Origin of the sequence: Erythrobacter sp. Dej080120_24 (genome assembly GCF_036322605.1) — a bacterium.
Classification (GTDB): domain Bacteria; phylum Pseudomonadota; class Alphaproteobacteria; order Sphingomonadales; family Sphingomonadaceae; genus Erythrobacter; species Erythrobacter aurantius.
The window spans coordinates 1,897,677-1,915,645 of sequence record NZ_AP027262.1 but is presented as its reverse complement, the minus strand read 5'-3'; the positions used below and the strand labels follow the sequence as shown (position 1 = coordinate 1,915,645).

Genomic DNA, 17,969 nt, shown 5'->3' with positions numbered 1-17,969 from the left:
ACGCTCGCCGTAAGGGATTTTGCGGCAGCCCCGTGCTGCGCTAGCTCTCCACACAAACAGATTCGGGAGAGTGATGCGTGTACGGCAATCCAGACCAGAAATATGACGAAGTCGTCCTCGGGAGGCGCAGCATCCGCGGCTATCTCGATCGTGCCGTGCCACGCGAACTGATCGAGGAAGTGCTGACGATGGCGATGCGTTCGCCTTCGTCGATGAATACCCAGCCCTATCACTTCCACGTCATCACCGGCGAACCGCTCGACCGCATTCGCAAGGGCAATACCGAGCGCATTCTGGCGGGCGAGCCCGACAGCCGCGAATTCCGCAAGGGCCACCCGTTTCAGGGCGTGCACCGCGATCGTCAGGTCGGCTGCGCGATCCAGCTGTTCGAAGCGATGGGCATCGGCCGCGACGACAAGGAAAAACGGCAGGACTGGGTGCTGCGGGGTTTCCGCCAGTTCGATGCGCCAGTGTGCGTCATCGTCACCTATGACAAGGAGCTGTCCGACGCCGACGACACCGTGTTCGATTGCGGCGCTGTCACCACGGCGCTCGTCAACGCAGCATGGTCACGCGGGCTTGGCTGCGTGATCAACTCGCAAGGGATCATGCAATCGCCCGTGGTGCGCGAACACGCCAATATCCCGGACGATCAGGTCATCATGAAAGCCATCGCGATGGGCTGGCCCGATCCGGACTTCCCCGCCAACCCGGTAAAGATCACCCGCCGCAGCGTTGACGAAGCGGCACGGTTTGTGGGGTTTGATTGATCCGCTGCGGACGTAAGCATCTGCTTATTCGCCCGGCATAAGCGCCGCTCCAATCGAAAGCCCTGCATTTCGGGCGCATTGTTCCTCCGGCAATTTCTTGCGGAGGAATACGATGACACAGGACCAGACACCCGCGAAACGCTGGGACCCGCTGGTGAAGATAACCCATTGGGGCGTTGCCGCCGTTGTCGTGTGCAACGCCCTGATCGTGGGCGAAGGCTCGATTGCGCATATCTGGGCGGGCTACACATTGGCCGGCCTGCTCGCGCTTAGGCTGCTGTGGGGCGTGATTGGCACCCGCCCGGCGCGCTTTGCCTCTTTCCCGCCAAGCCCTTCGCGCGCGCTGGCGCATATCCGGGCAATCCGCGAAGGGCGGCATGAAGAGCACGGCTCGCACAATCCGCTGGGCGCGCTGATGGCTTATGCGATCTGGGCCTGCCTTGGCGTGATCGTTGCCAGCGGCATCGCGATGGCAGGCGCCCCGCCCGCTATCGATGCGTCGACCACTCCGGCGCAGATCATTTCTGGCGAAGCCGAAGAAGACGAACACGGCGAATATCGCGAAGATGAAGAGTATGGCGAACACGGCGAAGATGGCGAAGAAGACGAAGGCGAGGAAGTGCTGGAAGAAGTGCACGAGATCGCGGTCAATCTTCTCTATCTGCTGATCCTGTTGCATATTGGCGGCGTGGCATTCGAAACCGCACGCAGTGGCAAGCGGACGATCACGGCAATGCTGCCCGGAGGGAAATGACCAAGGCATCGACATCGACGCAAGACCGCGGCGGCCTGCGCATATCGCTGGTCGCCGCAATTGTCGTCATCCAGGCGGTTGCCGCGGTCTTCTTCATCGCCGACGCGGCGATGGATCTGGCGGCGGGAGAATGGGGCCTGCACATCATCGCGGAAGTGGTGATCGCCCTTGCGCTGATGGCGGGTGTAGGACTTGGCGCGTGGCAGACCCGCCGGATGATCGAACAGGCGCGGCGCGACGAGCAGACCCTGAAGCTGGCACGCGGAGCGATTGCCGATGTCATAACCCAGCGTTTCAGCGAATGGGGCCTGAGCGATGCGGAAAGCGAAGTCGCGCTGTTTGCACTGAAGGGGTTTGAAACAGGCGAAATAGCCGGCCTCAGAAGCGTGGCGGAGGGAACGGTAAGGGCGCAGCTAACGTCCATCTACGCCAAGGCCGGAGTCGGATCGCGCCACGCCCTTGCAAGCCTGTTTCTCGATGAATTGATCGAGATTGGTCCGGGTGGGCCATCAAGCCAGCCCGGACAATCCGAAATCATGCCTTAGCGCAAACTCACGACGTTATCGCTGTCGACGCGCACGCGGCTGCCGTCGAACATGCTCATCATCGGTTCGTCCTCGACGATAACGACTTCGGCTTCGCCGAAACCGTTGAAGCCGGTCTTCATCGCTGCGCCGTATGCGCCCAGCATTCCGATCTCGATGAAATCGCCCGCCTGGATGTCTCCGGGCAAGGCGAAGGGGCCGGCCATGTAGTCGGCATCGTCGCAGGTCGGGCCGTAGAAGGCGAAGTCTTCCTTGGCATCGCGCAGATCGTCTTCCAGTGCTTCAACCGGGAAACGCCATGCCACATGCGCCGCATCGTAGAGCGCGCCGTAAGCGCCATCATTGATGTAAAGCTCGTTTCCGCGGCGCTTTTCGACCTTGACGATCATGCTCGAATATTCGGCGCACAACGCACGGCCCGGTTCGCACCAAAGCTCTGCGTTGTAGGCGATCGGCAGCGCGTAGAAGTGCTGGTGGATGATCTGGAAATAGTCCTCCAGCGGGGGCGGCTCCATGCCCGGATAGATCGACGGGAAACCCCCGCCGACATCGATCATGTCGATCACCACCGAAGCTTCGGCAATCGCGGCACGGGTGCGGTCAAGCGCCTGGACGAAGGCAAACGGCGTCATCGCCTGGCTGCCGACGTGGAAGCAAATGCCCAGCCAGTCGCAATGCTGGCGGACTTCCTGCAACAGAGCAGGCGCTTCGAGCAGGTCGCAGCCGAACTTCGACGCGAGCGAAAGCTCCGAATATTCCGAAGACACGCGCAGGCGCACGCACAGGCGCAGGTCGCGCGCAGCTTCGCCGGTTTCGGGATTACGGCAGGCCTCGACGATCTTCTCCAGCTCCTCAACGCTGTCGAGGCTGAAGGTCTTCACGCCATGCTTGAAATAGGCTTCGCGGATGGCGCTGGGCGTCTTGATCGGGTGCATGAAGCACAGGGTCGCGTCCGGCAGCGCAGCGCGCACCAGCCGCACCTCCGCGATCGAGGCGACATCGTAATGAGTCACGCCCGCGTCCCATAGCACCTCGATCAGATCGGGTGCGGGGTTGGACTTCACCGCATACAGAACCTTGCCGGGAAACTTGTCGACAAAGAAACGGGCGGCGCGCCGCGCGGCATGCGGGCGGTTGAGAATGACTGGTTCGTCGGGGCGAAGTGCCCGCGCTACAGCCTGGGCGTCAGGATAGATGTGCAACTCAAGGGACCCCCTAAAGGTTCAGTGTTCAACCAAACGGTTACGAGCCTGCCTTGCGGTCATGTCCCTTGGGGCAGAAGAAGGGCGCATATAGACACTATCAGCGGCTGCGCAATGAAAATCGCGTGTGCAAACGCGCTTTTCCCGTCCGGCATTTACCTAACCAACGGGCACAGCAGTGAAAGTTCCGAAAAAGTCTAAAATCCGACGTGCGGGACCTGATCCACGGTGCCGCGTTCGCTGTCGTCAAGCTGGTTGAAATCGGCGGGCTGGAAACCGAGCGATCCGGCCACCAGAACGGCGGGGAAATTCTCGCGCGCGGTGTTGTAACGGGCCACCGCGGCATTGAGCGCGCGGCGTGCTGCGGCAAGCTTGTCCTCGATATCGGCAAGCTCGCGTTGCAATTCCTGAAAATTGGCCGAGGCCTTGAGATCGGGATAGGCCTCCCCCAGCGCGAGCAGATTGTCGAGCGCGACGCGCAGCCCTTTTTCGCTGCCGCTGTCGGGATCACCCTTGGCCGCCGCGTTGCGGGCCTGGATCACCGCTTCGAGCGTCGACGCCTCATGCCCGGCATAGCCTTTCACCGTTTCGACCAGATTGGGGATGAGATCGTGCCGCTGGCGCAATTGCGCGTCGATATCGGCCCTGCCCTGCCGCACGTTCTGCCTGAGGCCAACAAGCCGGTTGTAGATGCCGATCACCACGAAGGCGATCACCACCAGCGCGCCAAGAACGATCCAGGTCGAAAATCCCATTTGTCCATCCCTCCTTTACCGGGCTAGGTCATCATAACCGGCAATCGTTAAGGGGAAAGGGAAAGCGTGTGATGCGCGCCGATATTCAAGGATTGATGGGCGGTGAGCTGGGAAACTGGCTGGCCGATCAGCAATCCATGCGCGATGCCGCGCGCAAAAAGGCGTTCAACCGCTGGTTTTACGGCGGGATCGCGCTGTTGCCATTGATCGCTTTCCTGTGGTTCGTGCCGGGCATCGGATCATGGCGCATGGTTATTCCTCTGATCGCCTTCACCGCGCTTTCCGCATGGGGATATGCGCCCATCAGTGAAGCCAAGCGCGCGATCAAGGTCGGCATCAATTCCGCCATCGCACGTCAGTTCGGCATTGAATATTCGCACGATGTCGACCCCGGCCCCGAATACGAGGCTGCGCGCACATACGGGCTGATCCCCGGCAGCGATCGGGACAGTTTCGAGGATTACTGGCATGGCACGCTCGAAGGGCACGGCTTCGGGCTTTACGAGGCGCATCTTGAGGAACGGCGCGGTTCGGGCAAGAACCGGCGCTGGGTCACGGTGTTTCGCGGCGCGATAATGCGGATGGAGTTCGGCCGCCCGTTCCATTCCACCACCTTGCTCCAACGCGCGGGCAAGCATCGCAAGTGGCTGGGCCTTGGCGGGCGGGCGGACCATGCAACCTTTCGCGGCCACCGGCTCGATTATGTCGATCAGGTCCACCCCGATTTCGAGGACGTGTTCGAGGTCTGGAGCGATGATCAGGTGGAGGCACGCGTGCTGATCCACCCGTCCTATGTCGAACACCTGCTCGCGCTGGAAAATGCTTTCCACGGCGATGCCGTCAGGGCGATTTTCACCCGCGGCGAGGTGATCCTTGCAGTGGAAAGCGGCGATCTGTTCGAAAGCGGTTCGATGAACGCACACGAAGACCACGCCCGCGTCGCCGAAGCCGCACAGCAATTTGGCGCGATGGCGGGCCTTGCGCTGGCGATCAACCAGAACGAACGCGGGCGGGTGCTGCGCGCCGATTAGCTCAGCCGGTCGCGGAAATCCTCGTAATCAAACCGCTTCACGCATTCGAGCGCGTCGGTTTCGCTGTCCCACAGCCAGATCGACGGAAGCTGCACCCCGTTAAAGGTGTTGGTCTTCACCATCGAATAGTGCGCCTGATCGAGGAACGCGAAACGCGCGCCCGGATCGGCGGGGACAGGCAGGCGATAGTCGCCGATCACGTCCCCTGCGAGGCAGGACGGCCCGCCCAGACGGATCGGGATCTGTGCCTCGTCGGTCAGTTCGCCCAGCATCGCGGGGCGATAAGGCGCCTCCAACACATCGGGCATGTGGCAGGTTGCGGAGATGTCGGTCACGCCAATCGGCACTTCGTTGAAGAAGGTGTCGAGCAGCGTGCCCACCAGTATCCCCGCATCCAGCGCCACGGCCTCGCCCGGTTCAAGGATGATTTCCGCGCCGGTATCCTCGGCTGCGTCCTTCAGGAATTCGACCAGTTCATCACGCTCGTAATCGGCGCGGGTGATATGGTGGCCGCCGCCCATGTTGATCCACTTGAGCTGCCCGAAATACGGCTCGATCGCATCGAACACCCGGTCCCATGTCTGGCGCAGCGGTTCAAAGGTCTGTTCGCACAGATTGTGGAAGTGGATGCCCTCCACCCCTTCCATCATCTCCTCAGTCAGCTGGTCGAGCGGAAAACCAAGCCGCGATCCGGGCGCTGACGGATCGTATTTGGCGACTTCGCCCGTGGGCACCTGCGGGTTGATGCGCAGGCCGACGGAAACATCGCCCCCGGTCGTCGCCGCATGATCGAGGATCAGCGCGGCGCGCTGCATCTGCGCCGGGCTGTTGAAGATCACGTGATCCGACAGACGGCAGATTTCCTCCAGATCTTCGGGCTTGTAGGCGGCGGAATAGGTCGCGATCTCGCCATCGTAGAACTCGCTGGCGAGCCGCGCCTCCCACAATCCGCTGGTCGAAACGCCATCGAGATATTCCCCGATGATCGGTGCGACCGACCACATGGAAAACGCCTTCAGCGCCGCGAACACCTTGATATTCGCGCCATCAGCCGCCGCGGCATCGCGGATCCCGGCGAGCAGCTGACAATTGGCGCGAATCTTCGCCGCATCCACCACGAAGGCGGGCGTATCGACGCGCGACAGGTCAAAATGGGCAAAAGCCCCCGGATCGCCGGCCTTGGTTTCCATCAGAAAGAAACCGGCCCGTCCATTTCCACGACTTTCCACGGCAAGCCGTGCGCGTTGAGCATCTCCATGAACGGATCGGGGTCCATTTCTTCCATGTTGAAGACGCCATCCCCTGCCCATTTTCCGGTCACCATCATCGCCGCGCCGATCATGGCGGGGACGCCGGTGGTGTAGGATACCGCCTGGTTGCCGGTTTCCTCATAGGCTGCTTCGTGGCTGCAGATATTGTTGATGTAGAACGTCTTTTCGCCTGACCCGTCGAGCGCCTCACCCGTGGCAATCACGCCGATATTGGTGTTGCCCTTGGTCGTCTCGCCAAGCGTTTCGGGCTTGGGCAGCACGGCGGCAAGGAATTGCAGGGGGATGATTTCGCGGCCCTGATACTTCACCGGCTCGATGCTGGTCATGCCGACATTCTGCAGCACGGTGAGGTGGGTGATGTAGGCATCGCCAAAGGTCATCCAGAAACGGGCACGCTCAAGCTCGGGCACGAATTTGGCGAGGCTTTCCAGCTCTTCGTGATACATCAGATAGGCGTTTTTCGGGCCGACCGCTTCAAAGTCGAATTCGGTCTTCACCTGCATCGCCGGGGTTTCGACCCACTCGCCGTTTTCCCAATGACGCGCGGGCGCAGTCACTTCGCGGATGTTGATTTCCGGGTTGAAGTTGGTGGCGAAATGCTGACCGTGATCGCCGCCGTTGCAATCGAGGATGTCGAGCTGGCGGATCGTCTTCAGTTTGTGCTTCTTCAGCCACATGGTGAAAACGCTGGTCACGCCTGGATCGAAACCCGAACCCAGCAGCGCCATCAGCCCCGTTTCCTTGAAGCGATCATGATAGGCCCACTGCCACTTGTATTCGAACTTTGCCTCGTCCTTGGGCTCATAATTGGCGGTGTCGAGGTAATCGACACCGGCAGCAAGGCACGCATCCATTATCGGCAAATCCTGATACGGCAGCGCGAGGTTGACGACGAGTGTCGCCTCGACCTTCTTGATCAGGTTGATCATCGCCGGGACTTCCTCGGCGTCGATCTCGTAAGTCTTGATATCGACCCCAGTGCGCTGCTTCACGCTGGCGGCGATGGCATCGCATTTCGATTTGGTGCGGCTGGCGAGATGGATATCGGGGAAGATATCGCTGTTCATCGCCATCTTGTGGACGCAAACGCTGCTGACGCCGCCTGCCCCGATTACCAGCACTTTCGACATAACAATCAACCTTTCGAATTCGAATCTGATGCGCGCATTAGGGCAATGCACGGGAAGGCTCAATCGATCCGCGATTTCCTACGCCGGGTGCAGATTGTATATCCCGCGGCATGGTCGCAATGCTCACCCTTCCCCGCCCTGCCCGCGGCTTCATTGAAGGGTGCGCCAGCCCCGGAGTTTTTTCCTCCAGGACTGTGTTCCATGTGTTCCATCCTGTAGGGATTCACTCATGAAAGACAGCATCCGCAAGCCGACTCACGCAGGCGTGATCGCCGCCGCAGACAGCATCGCCGCCATCCTGCCCCCCACCCCGCTGTTGCCGGTGGAGATCAACGGCACGGGCTGCTGGGTCAAGGCGGAGAACCTGCAACCCATCGGCGCGTTCAAGATCAGGGGCGGCTGGTGGCGGCTTTCCTGCCTCACCGATGATGAACGCAAGGGCGGCGTTGTCGCCGTTTCATCAGGCAATCATGCTCAGGGCGTCGCATGGGCGGCGAAGCGGCTGGGTATCGCCGCGACGATCGTGATGCCACGCGACGCGCCGCAAGTGAAGCTGGCCAACACAAGCGCACTGGGCGCCGACATTGTCCTGTACGAGCGGCCCGGCGAGGACCGCGACGAAGTGGCGGCAAGGCTGATCGCAGAGAATGGCGGTACGCTTGTCCATGCCTTTGGCGATCCGTGGGTGATCGAAGGGCAAGGCAGCGCCGGGATCGAAGCGACCGCGCAGCTGGGCCATGCGCCGTCGCGCTTCATCGTGTGCTGCGGCGGCGGAGGACTGGCGGCGGGACTGGCGCTGGGCTGCCCCGACAGTGCGATCCACGTGGTCGAACCCGAAGGCTGGGACATGGTCGGGCAGGCGATGGCGGCGGGAGAGATCGTCCACGCCGCGCCCGATGCGCCCAGAACGGTCTGCGACGCGCTGCAACCCAACGCGACCAAGGCAATCAACCTCAAAGTGCTGCAAGGCCGCGCGGAGCCAGGCGTCAGCGTCTCCGATGCGGAGGTGCGGACGGCGCAGCGATGGGCTTTTGCCAACCTTCGCATGGTGATCGAACCGGGCGGCGCGGCGGCACTGGCGGCAGCGCTGGCGGGCAAGGTGCCGGTGGATGCGGATACCGTGATCATGCTGACCGGGGGCAACGCCGATCCCGCCCGCTTCGCCGAAACGATCGCGGGCGGCGATGCATCTGTGGATACCGTCACATTGCCGACACGCAGCGGCAATATGACCGGTGCCTGACCCTTCCTCCCCCTAAGGACACGCCCCGGACATGACAGTGCAGCCCAAACGCATCATCGAAGACGCAGTCGTGCGCAAGGATGCCTCGGTCGGCGACAAGCTGCTCGACAAGGCATTCGCCCTCGCCTTCAACGGTCTCGTCTATGCCCAGATATGGGAAGACCCGGTGGTGGACATGGAAGGCCTCGCCATCCAGCCCGACAGCCGCCTGATGTGCATCGCCAGCGGCAGCTGCAACGCGCTGTCCTATCTCACCGCCGATCCCGCGCAGGTGACGGCGGTGGACCTGAACCGCGCACATGTGGCGCTTGGCCAGCTCAAGATCACAGCGATCAAGCACCTGCCCAGTTACGAGCGTTTCCAGCGCTTCTTCGGCCATGCCGACCACGCCGAAAACAAGGCGGTCTACAAGGAGATGATTGCCCCGCATCTCGACGCGGAAAGCCGCAAGTACTGGGAAAAGCGCGATATCAAGGGTCGTCGCCGGATCAGCTACTTCACCAAGGGCCTCTACAAGCGCGGGCTGCTGGGCAACTTCATCGGTTTGGCACACCTGTTTGCCAAGCTGTACAAGATCGACCTGTCAAAGCTGCTCAAAGCCGAAACGCTGGAAGAACAGCGCGAGGTGTTCGAGAAAGAGCTGGCACCGGTCTTCGACAAGAAGTTCATCCGCTGGCTGACCGATCAACCCGCCTCGCTGTTCGGCCTCGGCATACCGCCTGCCCAGTTTGCCGAACTGGCCGGTGACGAGCGGATGGCTGAAGTGCTGCGCCGGAGGCTCGAGAAGCTCGCCTGCGACTTCGAGATCAAGGACAACTACTTCGCGTGGCAGGCATTCGGCCGGGGTTACGATCGAAAGGAAGACGCCCCCCTGCCCCCGTATCTCCAGCGCCAGAACTGGGAGATCATGCGCGAGCGGATTGAGCGGCTCGATGTGGTGCGCGCCAATATGGTGCATTGGATCGGCGAGCGGGAGGAGGCATCGCTTGACCGGTTCGTGCTGCTTGATGCGCAGGATTGGATGAACAACGCCCAGCTCGACGAACTATGGACCCGCATCACCCGCGCTGCCCGGCCCGGTGCGCGGGTGCTGTTCCGGACGGCTGCCGAGCCAAGCCTGCTGCCCGGAAGGCTGGACGATGCGATCCTGTCGAAATGGCGGTATCTGGAGGAGACTTCGGCGGACCTGACCGCGCGCGACCGCTCCTCGATCTATGGCGGCGTCCACCTTTACGAGCTGGCGTAATGGCAACAGGAACTGCCCCCACCCCTCACGCGGCGCTGATGGACAGCGTCTACAAGGGCCAGCGCCACATCTATGATCTGACGCGCAAATACTACCTGTTCGGACGCGACACACTGATTGACGGGCTGGACGCAAAGCCCGGAATGCGCGTGCTGGAGATCGCCTGCGGCACCGGGCGCAACCTTGCCCGGATCGGCAAGGCATGGCCGGGAGTGCGGCTCTACGGCCTCGATATCTCGGCCGAAATGCTCAAGAACGCGCGCAAGGCCTTGGGTGATGGCGCTACATTGGGCGAAGGGGACGCCTGCTCCTTCGATCCGCTCGAACTGCTGGGCGAAGCGGCGTTTGACCGGATCGTCCTGTCCTATGCGCTTTCGATGATCCCCGATTGGGAAGCTGCGGTTTCTCACGCGACCGCGCAATTGGCACCGGGAGGAGAATTGCACATCGTCGATTTCGGCGACCTTGGCGGAATGCCCGGCCCGCTGGAGAGAATGCTGCACCGCTGGCTGGCAAAGTTTCACGTCGAAACCCGCGACACCCTGCCCGAAGCGGCCCGGCGGATCGCCATGGCGCAGGGAATGGAGCTAACTTCGCAACGGGGAATGCTCAGCTACTTCCAGTTGCACGTCCTGCGCATACCCGGGTGAATCGAACGCATTTGACAATCGTCAGAGCCTCTCGCAGTTAGTCGGCAAGAGAGAGAGGATCACTCAATGCAAGCACAAATGCTCGCGCCCGCCGCCGTTCTGGTGGTCTGGACGCTCATCGTACTCCTGTGGATCATTCCGTCGCGTTTCGGCGCGATTGCCAAGCTGGAAGACAAATCCGCGCTCGCAGCCAAGCAGGGCGCACGCGGGAATGATCTGGAAGGCGTGATCCCGGACAAGGCCAACTGGCCTTCGCACAATCACACGCACCTGCATGAACAGCCCACACTGTTTTATGCCGTCAGCGCGATCCTCGCGATTGTTGGTGCAGGCGCGCTCGATGTGACGCTGGCGTGGGTCTATGTCGGCCTGCGGATCGTGCATTCCCTTTGGCAGATCCTGATCAACAAGATTCCGGTGCGGTTTCTGCTGTTCCTTGCCAGCACAACCGTGCTGATCGTTCTCGCTGTCAGGGCGGTGATGGCTACGGCCTTTGCCGATCCCGGCATGGCACCGCAGTAAAGGGAGCGCAGAAGATCATGATCGGAATGGATATCCTGCAACCCGTCGTCGCGCTGATGATCTGGACGATGATCATCTGGGCGTGGATGTACATCACCCGCATCCCCGCGATGCAAAAGGCGCAGATACAGCCTGACGATGCTCAGATCGTAGGGCTGCTTGATCAGAAGCTGCCACAAAGCGTCCAGTGGAAAGCGCACAATTACAATCACCTGCATGAAGCGCCCACGGTGTTCTATGCGGTCGCAATCGTGCTGGCGATCATTGGGCAAGGCGATGGCATGAACGCCTTCATCGCCTGGATTTACGTCGGCCTGCGCGTGATCCACAGCCTCGTCCACGTCACCGCGAACAAGGTGATGGTGCGTTTCGTGCTGTTCCTGCTTTCAAGCCTCGCGCTGATCGCATTGATCCTGCACGCGGCGATGGCGGTGTTCCACTAGGCTGGCGGAGCGGCGGAGCCTTACTCCGCCGCTACTGCAGCCTCCTCGCGGGACTCCTCCAGGGTCGCCAGAAAACGCTCGCCATCCAGCGCGGCCATGCAGCCCATGCCAGCTGCCGTCACGGCCTGACGATAGACGTGATCGGTCACGTCGCCGGCGGCAAACACACCCGGGATCACCGTTTTGGGCGTGCCCGGCTCGGTCAGCAGATAACCGCTTTCGTCCATCGGCAGCTTGCCCTTGAACAGTTCGGTCGCCGGGGCATGGCCGATAGCGACGAATGCGCCATCGACTTCCAAAGTCGATGTCTCGCCGGTTTGTGTATCCTCCAGCACCAGATGGCCCAGCGTGCCGTCTTCACCCGGCTGGAAACTGGTGACGCTCTTGTTCCACAAGGTCGAAATCTTGGGGCTCTTGAAGAGGCGTTCCTGCAGGATCTTCTCGGCGCGAAGCTCATCGCGGCGGTGGATCAGAGTCACATCGTCGGAATGATTGGTGAGATAGAGGGCTTCTTCAACGGCCGTGTTGCCCCCGCCGATGACCGCCACCTTCTTGCCGCGGTAGAAAAAGCCGTCGCAGGTTGCGCAGGCCGATACCCCCTTGCCGCCCAGTTCGACCTCTCCCGGTACGCCGAGCCATTTGGCCTGTGCTCCGGTGGCAATCACGATAGTGTCAGCAATGTATTCGTCGCCGCTGTCGCCAAGCGCACGGAAAGGCGAGCCGCCTTCGAAATCGACTTCGGTGATGATGTCGTACATCATGCGCGTGCCAACATGCTCGGCCTGAGCCTTCATCTCTTCCATCAGCCAAGGGCCCTGCACCACATCGCGAAAGCCGGGATAGTTTTCGACATCGGTGGTGATGGTAAGCTGGCCGCCGGGTTGCAGCCCCTGAACCACGATCGGTTCCAGCATCGCGCGCGCGGCATAAATGGCGGCGCTATATCCGGCCGGGCCTGATCCGATGATCAGCATCTTGGTGCGGTGGGTAGTAGCCATGTTGAATACTCTTCAGTGTCGTTCAGCCCGCGATATGGGACGCTCAGCCCCTCTTGTCACGTCAGCAGGCGCTCCCGCAGGCGAGCTTTCCTTGTCTCATCCACACCTAATCTTTGCGCAAGATAGGCGTCGATGGATCCGTGATCGCGGGTGACCTCGTTCCAGTAGGTTTCGATATACTCGGGCAGCACGCCCATCAGGTTGCGCAGCGCGTCGGGCTCGATCTTCCCGTAATGGGCTTCCATGCGTGGCAGCGACTGCCGCTCCAGAATGTGCTGCGTGGGCGCATCATTTGTACGCAGGAATTCAGCAACAACATCGTCCTTGTGAACGCCAAGCACATGCAGCAGCAGGCTGGCGGCGATCCCGGTGCGGTCCTTGCCCGCGAAGCAATGCACCAAACTGCCGCCATCGCGATCCGACAAGGATTTGAAATAGCGGGTGAACATGTCGATCATCGCGGGGTTTACGGGCATCCTTGTATAGACCGCGAGCATTCGTTCGCGCGCCTTTTGCGGGGTCATTTCCACCTTGCCGCCACCGCCTTCGTGGGGGGGCGAATTGCTGGTTTCGCCGTCATAGGCAATGACATGGGCATCAAACGCCTCATGCCGCCGGCAAGGGAAATTCGTACGCTCGCTGGTGCCGCGCAGATCGATGATAGTTCGGATGTCGAGCGCGCGGATCGTTTCGAGATCGCCATCGCTGGCTTCCATGTGCTGGCCGGATCGGAACAGCAGCCCGGTCTTTACCCTTGCCCCGTCAGCAGCAGCATAGCCGCCGTAATCGCGCAGATTGTGAATACCCTCGGTCGGGATGAACGGATCGGCTGGAGTGTGTCGAATCATCGCCCGCATCACTGGCAGCGCACCGAGCCTGCCGCAACCCGCTTACCGGTCGGCCGTTAGGTAGAGGTGCGGAGACAAGGAACAAGCGCGGCTTGGTGAATCCGGAGTTAAGGATCGTTTCGCTCCTTCAGTCCCCAAACCTGATTTCAGACGGTACCCAATGGCCCACATCCTGATTGCCGATGATGACGAATTGATCGCCGAACTCACCTCGCAGGTGCTGATCGATGCCGGTCACGCCTGCGGATGGGTGACAAGCGCTGATGCAGCCTGGAGGCTGCTGGCTCGGAAACGGCCCGACCTCATGCTGCTGGATCAGGATATGCCGGGTACGTCCGGTGTGACACTACTGCGCAAGCTTCGGTGTTCGCCTGAATTCTATGATCTGCCGGTGATCATGTTCACTTCGATGAACGGCGCGCAGGACGAAGCGCAGGCAATTTACGCCGGCGCACAGGATTTCATTCGCAAGCCTTTCGACCCGCGCGGGCTTACTTCCCGTGTCCAACGCGTGCTGGCCAAGCGCAGCGACAAACCCAAGCATACCGAATTGAAGACCCATCTCGCCCAAAGCGCTGGGATCGTGCGAGAGGTGCCTGCCGCTCCTCGCCGCTTCGTCTAGCCAGCAGCCAGATCGTTGCAGAAACTGGTCGTCCAGGCGCGGACATTGTCGTCGCGAACAGTGCCGATCATCGCCTGATACCGGCGCTTTCGTTCTTCAAGCGGCATGTCCAATGCCCTTCTGATAGCACTGGCGAGCACATCGGGGCTGTGCGGATTGACCAGCACGGCTCCGCCATCTTTGCCGTTTGGCCCCTCGAGGCCAAGTTGATGGGCGGCGCCGGCAAACTCGGAAAGGATCAGCACGCCCGGGTCTTCCGGGTCCTGTGCCGCGACATATTCCTTTGCCACAAGGTTCATGCCGTCACGCAAGGGCGAAACAAGCCCGATCTTGGCCGCCCGGAAAAATCCGTAAAGCTCGGAATGGCTGTAGCCGTGGTTCACATAGCGGATCGGAACGATATCGACTTCGGAGCGGGCTCCGTTGATCTGGCCGGTCTTGCGCTCCAGCTCAGCCCGGATCTTCTGGTAGCTTTCGACATCCTCCCGGCTCGGCGGAGCAATCTGGATGAACACCAGATCGCGCACCCTTTCCGGATGCTCGTCAAAGAAGCGTCCGATACCGTCGATCCGTTCAGGAAGCCCTTTGGAGTAGTCGAGCCGGTCGACACCAATCATCCCGGTTCTTCCCCGGATGGACGCCAGGAAGCGCTGCTCCGCTGCCTTTGCTTCTTCGGTTTCACCAAGCGCGCTGAAGTGATCCCAATCGATTCCGATGGGATAAGCGCGGGCAATCACCGTTCGCCCTTCAAAGTCTATGCGACCGGTTTCGCGATCGACCTGCGCGCCCAGTTCCGTTTCGCAATAATGGACAAAGCTCGACAGCCACTCAGTCGTCTGGAACCCGATCAGATCATAGGCCAGCATCGTGCGCACAAGCCGCTCGTGATACGGGAGCGAGGTCAAAAGCCGGGTCGGAGGCCAGGGTGTGTGGAGGAAAAAGCCGATGCGGTTTTCCACCCCCCGCGCCCGCAATCGCTCGCCAAGCGGGATCAGGTGATAATCGTGAACCCAGACCAGATCGTCCTTCTCGATCAGCGGCAGGACACTGGTTGCAAACCGATCATTGACCCGTTCGTATCCTTCTCCCGTCCGCTGTTCGAACCGGGCAAGGTCGATGCGGTAATGGAACAAGGGCCACAGCGTCGAATTCGCGTATCCATTGTAATATTCGCCCACATCGCGCGGTGATAAATCGATCGTCGCGGTCGTCACCCCGTCATTGCGTTGCAGGTCCATATTGCCGGTACGGTCTTCGCTTTCCTGTCCGGACCAACCGAACCAGACCCCGCCACGGTCCTTCAGCGCGGCGTTGAGCGCGCCCGCAAGCCCGCCCTGTGCACCGGCAACACCGCGCGCTTTGGGAACAGCGACGCGGTTCGAAATGACGACCAGACGGCTCATCGCACCTCGCTCCACGGTTTTGACAGCAGGCCAGCACAATTGATGACGCCCACAAGTGAATAGGTCTGCGGGAAATTGCCCCACAATTCGCCCGTCTCGTAATCGAGATCCTCGCTGAGCAGGCCCGACCGTGTCGTGTGGCTGAGCATTGTGCAGAACAGCGTGCGTGCTTCCTCGTCGCGTCCAGCCAGATGCAGAGCCTCGATCAGCCAGAAAGTACAGACATTGAACGCCGTTTCGGGTGCGCCGAAGTCATCTTCTGCAGCATAACGCAGCATGTGATCGCCGCGCCGCAGGTGCTTCTCAACCGCTGCGAATGTCTGCTTGAAACGTTCGTTTTCGGGCGAAAGGAAGCGCAGTTCGACCATCTGAAGCAGGCTCGCATCGAGATAGTCGCTTTCAAAGCTGGCACCGTAGTGGCCCCCTTCCCCGTTTTCCTTCCACGCCTTTTCCTCGATCGTGGCGGCAATCGCGTCGGCGCGTTCGCGCCAGACCTCGGCCCGGTCCGGTTTCCCGATATGCGCCGCGACATTGGCAAGACGATCGCACGCCGCCCAGCTCATGACGGCGGAATAGGTGTGCACTTCCTGCCGTGTACGGAATTCCCAGAGGCCGGCGTCGGGCTGATCGTGCATGGCCCATGCCATCTTGCCCACCTGTTCCAGATTTTCGAAGTCGCGCTCATCAGCCGGGCGCAGCAGACGGCTGTCGAAGAAGCCTTGCGCGCTTGGGAGCACAATCTGGCCGTAGCAATCGTGCTGGATCTGCTTGTAAGCCGCATTCCCGCGCCGCACCGGCCCCATGCTACGATACCCGGCGAGATAGCTGGCCGTGGTTTCGTCGAGTTCGCTTTCGCCCATCACCGAATACAGCGGCTGAATCTGCCCGCCCCGTGCCCCGTCGACGATGTTGCGCAGGTAAGCGAGATATTTCTCCATCACGTCCAGCGCGCCGAGCCGGTTCAGCGCCTGAATGGTATAGTAGGAATCCCTTATCCAGCAGTACCTGTAGTCCCAGTTCCGCTCCGAATGCGCGGCTTCAGGGATCGACGTGGTAAGCGCAGCGACAATCGCGCCCGTCTCTTCATGCTGACACAATTTCAAAGTGATGGCGCAGCGGATGACTTCTTCCTGCCATTCCAGCGGAATGGCCAGCATCCGCACCCAGTTCTGCCAGTAATGCCTGGTGGACTGCTCCATCGAACGGACTTCCTCGCGCAGGTTCCCGACGAAAGGCTCGTCCGGGCCAAGGAAGAAGTGCGTGTCCTGCTCGACCCGAAAAGTCCTGCCTTCGATTATGTATCCAACCGGCGCGTCGGTGGACAGGCGCAGGGCTTGCGGCTCAACGAGATACCGGATGTGGTTGGTGCCATGGGTCGTGTCCGCCAGCCCAGCACCGTAATTCTTCGTCGGCTTCAGGACGACTCGTATCCGTGGGTTGCCCGAGATCGGGCGCACGATCCGGACATAGGAAACCGGCCGATACATGCGCCCTGAACGTTCAAACCGGGGGCAGAAATCGAGGATCTGCACCGCGCTGCCATCGGATGCCTCTAGCGTGGTGACGAGATTGGGCGTGTTGCGGATATATTCCTGCGTCGCGCTGGTCTGACCCTCCAGTTCGAACCGCCAGATCCCGGCATTACGCTGGTCGCCATTGAGCAAGGCCGAGAACACCGGGTCACCATCGACGCGGGGGACACAGCCCCAGACCAGTGCGCCGGTCTGGTCGATCAGGCCAGACACCTGACAATTGCCGATAGGCCACAGTTCTAGATTGGAAACGTGTTGCAAGGATCAGAACTCCAGCCATTGGTGTACGGATTGAACATCGGGCAGGCGGTATCTGGCACGGGTATCCGGGCGATTGCCAACAAGGATTCCGGTGCCGCCATGGGCCTCGCAGGCGGCGAAGCCCGCTTCGTCTGTGAGATCATCGCCGAGGAAGAACGCGCGCGCACCCTTGAACGGTTCAATTTGCATAATCTGATGAACCGCAGCCCCTTTGTTCGCATCCCGTGCGACAATCTCCACCACGCACTTGCCGCTCTGCACAGCCCAGCCATGCTTCCCCGCAAGCTCCGTGGCAAAATTGAGCACCGCGTCGCCGGCGGACGGATTTTGACGATAGTGCAATGCTCCGCCGTGCGGCTTATGTTCGTAGTCGACCGAAGCGTGTGCCGCGAACGCCCGCAATTCCGCCTCTATCTCGGGTGGAAGCGTGGAGGCTCCCTTGCCAATGGCAGCGCCGTCCGGACCGCGAATGTCCGACCCGTGCGAACCCGCCATGGGAAGGTCAAGCAGGCCGATATGCCGCTCGATATCGGCGATTGCCCTCCCACTGACGATAGCACAACGGCCATCCAGCCTATGAGCCAGAGAGGACAATTTCTGCGAAAGGCCGGAAATCGGGGCAATCGCATCAGGCGAAGGAGCGATGTCGACCAGCGTACCGTCAAAATCGAGGAACAAGGCAATCGCCGAATGGTCCAGCAATGCTGAAATCGGCGGTGGTGCGCTCAAGGAGAGGCCGGACT

19 protein-coding genes are annotated in these 17,969 nt (G+C 61.1%); 10 read left to right on the top strand and 9 right to left on the bottom strand.

Translation table 11 applies throughout. From position 1 onward, the window contains the following. Positions 1–77 precede the first annotated feature (77 nt). The 3 genes from AABA34_RS09145 to AABA34_RS09135 all read left to right on the top strand — a co-directional run bounded on the left by AABA34_RS09145 (position 78) and on the right by AABA34_RS09135 (position 2,069). The gene (locus tag AABA34_RS09145; protein ID WP_034953694.1) at positions 78–770 is read left to right on the top strand and encodes a nitroreductase; all 693 of its coding nucleotides are present in this window, start codon (positions 78–80) and stop codon (positions 768–770) included. A 112-nt stretch (positions 771–882) separates the two neighbouring features. After that, entirely contained in the window at positions 883–1,524 is a 642-nt protein-coding gene (locus AABA34_RS09140; RefSeq protein ID WP_338302370.1) for a cytochrome b/b6 domain-containing protein, read from the top strand. Then, positions 1,521–2,069: a helix-turn-helix transcriptional regulator gene (locus AABA34_RS09135; RefSeq protein WP_338302369.1), complete on the top strand. Its 549-nt coding sequence runs from the start codon at positions 1,521–1,523 to the stop codon at positions 2,067–2,069. The genes AABA34_RS09140 and AABA34_RS09135 overlap by 4 nt, the downstream gene beginning before the upstream one ends. On the opposite strand, the gene AABA34_RS09130 is transcribed toward AABA34_RS09135, so the two are convergent. Both AABA34_RS09130 and AABA34_RS09125 read right to left on the bottom strand, forming a co-directional pair. Beyond that, a complete protein-coding gene (locus AABA34_RS09130; RefSeq protein ID WP_338302368.1) occupies positions 2,066–3,271 on the bottom strand; it encodes a type III PLP-dependent enzyme in 1,206 nt (401 codons plus the stop codon). The two genes, AABA34_RS09135 and AABA34_RS09130, sit on opposite strands and share 4 nt — an antisense overlap. Positions 3,272–3,468: 197 nt before the next feature. After that, a complete protein-coding gene (locus AABA34_RS09125) occupies positions 3,469–4,026 on the bottom strand; it encodes a LemA family protein (protein WP_252257555.1) in 558 nt (185 codons plus the stop codon). A 71-nt stretch (positions 4,027–4,097) separates the two neighbouring features. Here AABA34_RS09125 and AABA34_RS09120 point away from each other — a divergent pair, with 71 nt between their 5' ends. Beyond that, positions 4,098–5,057, top strand: coding sequence for a DUF3137 domain-containing protein (locus AABA34_RS09120; protein ID WP_338302367.1), 960 nt, complete (start codon positions 4,098–4,100; stop codon positions 5,055–5,057). On the opposite strand, the gene AABA34_RS09115 is transcribed toward AABA34_RS09120, so the two are convergent. Together AABA34_RS09115 and AABA34_RS09110 are read right to left on the bottom strand one after the other, a co-directional pair. Then, positions 5,054–6,247, bottom strand: coding sequence for a carboxynorspermidine decarboxylase (locus AABA34_RS09115; RefSeq protein WP_338302366.1), 1,194 nt, complete (start codon positions 6,245–6,247; stop codon positions 5,054–5,056). The two genes, AABA34_RS09120 and AABA34_RS09115, sit on opposite strands and share 4 nt — an antisense overlap. Further along, positions 6,247–7,458, bottom strand: a complete 1,212-nt coding sequence (locus AABA34_RS09110) for a saccharopine dehydrogenase family protein (RefSeq protein WP_338302365.1) — start codon at positions 7,456–7,458, stop codon at positions 6,247–6,249. Before AABA34_RS09110 ends, AABA34_RS09115 begins: the two co-directional genes overlap by 1 nt. Positions 7,459–7,687: 229 nt before the next feature. Here AABA34_RS09110 and AABA34_RS09105 point away from each other — a divergent pair, with 229 nt between their 5' ends. From AABA34_RS09105 to AABA34_RS09085, 5 genes are all read left to right on the top strand, one after another. Continuing rightward, positions 7,688–8,701 carry a threonine ammonia-lyase gene (locus AABA34_RS09105; protein WP_338302364.1) on the top strand — a complete coding sequence of 338 codons (1,014 nt, stop codon included), beginning with the start codon at positions 7,688–7,690 and terminating at the stop codon, positions 8,699–8,701. Between the two features lie 31 nt (positions 8,702–8,732). Next, positions 8,733–9,947 (top strand): DUF3419 family protein, encoded by a 1,215-nt coding sequence (locus AABA34_RS09100; RefSeq protein ID WP_338302363.1) that lies wholly within the window; start codon positions 8,733–8,735, stop codon positions 9,945–9,947. Continuing rightward, positions 9,947–10,597, top strand: a complete 651-nt coding sequence (locus tag AABA34_RS09095; protein ID WP_338302362.1) for a class I SAM-dependent methyltransferase — start codon at positions 9,947–9,949, stop codon at positions 10,595–10,597. The genes AABA34_RS09100 and AABA34_RS09095 overlap by 1 nt, the downstream gene beginning before the upstream one ends. 66 nt (positions 10,598–10,663) lie before the next feature. Beyond that, entirely contained in the window at positions 10,664–11,119 is a 456-nt protein-coding gene (locus tag AABA34_RS09090; protein WP_338302361.1) for an MAPEG family protein, read from the top strand. Positions 11,120–11,136: 17 nt separating this feature from the next. After that, a complete protein-coding gene (locus AABA34_RS09085; RefSeq protein ID WP_034953676.1) occupies positions 11,137–11,562 on the top strand; it encodes an MAPEG family protein in 426 nt (141 codons plus the stop codon). Between the two features lie 20 nt (positions 11,563–11,582). Here AABA34_RS09085 and trxB read toward each other — a convergent pair whose 3' ends face one another. Next, positions 11,583–12,560 carry a thioredoxin-disulfide reductase gene (trxB, locus tag AABA34_RS09080; protein WP_338302360.1) on the bottom strand — a complete coding sequence of 326 codons (978 nt, stop codon included), beginning with the start codon at positions 12,558–12,560 and terminating at the stop codon, positions 11,583–11,585. A 56-nt stretch (positions 12,561–12,616) separates the two neighbouring features. Next, positions 12,617–13,408: a tyrosine-protein phosphatase gene (locus tag AABA34_RS09075; RefSeq protein WP_338302359.1), complete on the bottom strand. Its 792-nt coding sequence runs from the start codon at positions 13,406–13,408 to the stop codon at positions 12,617–12,619. Positions 13,409–13,568: 160 nt separating this feature from the next. Between AABA34_RS09075 and AABA34_RS09070 the strand changes: the two genes are divergently transcribed. Next, complete coding sequence (locus AABA34_RS09070; RefSeq protein WP_338302358.1) at positions 13,569–14,030, top strand: response regulator; 462 nt, start codon at positions 13,569–13,571, stop codon at positions 14,028–14,030. Here AABA34_RS09070 and AABA34_RS09065 read toward each other — a convergent pair. From AABA34_RS09065 to otsB, 3 genes are read right to left on the bottom strand one after another with little or no spacing between them, the layout of a single operon-like run. Next, positions 14,027–15,433, bottom strand: coding sequence for an alpha,alpha-trehalose-phosphate synthase (UDP-forming) (locus AABA34_RS09065; protein WP_338302357.1), 1,407 nt, complete (start codon positions 15,431–15,433; stop codon positions 14,027–14,029). The two genes, AABA34_RS09070 and AABA34_RS09065, sit on opposite strands and share 4 nt — an antisense overlap. Further along, positions 15,430–17,226 carry a glycoside hydrolase family 15 protein gene (locus AABA34_RS09060; RefSeq protein WP_338302355.1) on the bottom strand — a complete coding sequence of 599 codons (1,797 nt, stop codon included), beginning with the start codon at positions 17,224–17,226 and terminating at the stop codon, positions 15,430–15,432. Before AABA34_RS09060 ends, AABA34_RS09065 begins: the two co-directional genes overlap by 4 nt. A gap of 3 nt (positions 17,227–17,229) precedes the next feature. After that, complete coding sequence (otsB, locus tag AABA34_RS09055; RefSeq protein WP_338302354.1) at positions 17,230–17,955, bottom strand: trehalose-phosphatase; 726 nt, start codon at positions 17,953–17,955, stop codon at positions 17,230–17,232. Positions 17,956–17,969 lie beyond the last annotated feature (14 nt).

Excerpts from the sequence above, each read along its gene's own strand:
- AABA34_RS09140 (WP_338302370.1), top strand. The coding sequence starts at position 883 with ATGACACAGGACCAGACACCCGCGAAACGCTGGGACCCGCTGGTGAAG.
- AABA34_RS09135 (WP_338302369.1), top strand. The coding sequence starts at position 1,521 with ATGACCAAGGCATCGACATCGACGCAAGACCGCGGCGGCCTGCGCATA.
- AABA34_RS09125 (WP_252257555.1), bottom strand. The coding sequence starts at position 4,026 with ATGGGATTTTCGACCTGGATCGTTCTTGGCGCGCTGGTGGTGATCGCC.
- AABA34_RS09120 (WP_338302367.1), top strand. The coding sequence starts at position 4,098 with ATGCGCGCCGATATTCAAGGATTGATGGGCGGTGAGCTGGGAAACTGG.
- AABA34_RS09115 (WP_338302366.1), bottom strand. The coding sequence starts at position 6,247 with ATGGAAACCAAGGCCGGCGATCCGGGGGCTTTTGCCCATTTTGACCTG.
- AABA34_RS09110 (WP_338302365.1), bottom strand. The coding sequence starts at position 7,458 with ATGTCGAAAGTGCTGGTAATCGGGGCAGGCGGCGTCAGCAGCGTTTGC.
- AABA34_RS09105 (WP_338302364.1), top strand. The coding sequence starts at position 7,688 with ATGAAAGACAGCATCCGCAAGCCGACTCACGCAGGCGTGATCGCCGCC.
- AABA34_RS09100 (WP_338302363.1), top strand. The coding sequence starts at position 8,733 with ATGACAGTGCAGCCCAAACGCATCATCGAAGACGCAGTCGTGCGCAAG.
- AABA34_RS09095 (WP_338302362.1), top strand. The coding sequence starts at position 9,947 with ATGGCAACAGGAACTGCCCCCACCCCTCACGCGGCGCTGATGGACAGC.
- AABA34_RS09090 (WP_338302361.1), top strand. The coding sequence starts at position 10,664 with ATGCAAGCACAAATGCTCGCGCCCGCCGCCGTTCTGGTGGTCTGGACG.
- AABA34_RS09085 (WP_034953676.1), top strand. The coding sequence starts at position 11,137 with ATGATCGGAATGGATATCCTGCAACCCGTCGTCGCGCTGATGATCTGG.
- trxB (WP_338302360.1), bottom strand. The coding sequence starts at position 12,560 with ATGGCTACTACCCACCGCACCAAGATGCTGATCATCGGATCAGGCCCG.
- AABA34_RS09075 (WP_338302359.1), bottom strand. The coding sequence starts at position 13,408 with ATGATTCGACACACTCCAGCCGATCCGTTCATCCCGACCGAGGGTATT.
- AABA34_RS09070 (WP_338302358.1), top strand. The coding sequence starts at position 13,569 with ATGGCCCACATCCTGATTGCCGATGATGACGAATTGATCGCCGAACTC.
- AABA34_RS09065 (WP_338302357.1), bottom strand. The coding sequence starts at position 15,433 with ATGAGCCGTCTGGTCGTCATTTCGAACCGCGTCGCTGTTCCCAAAGCG.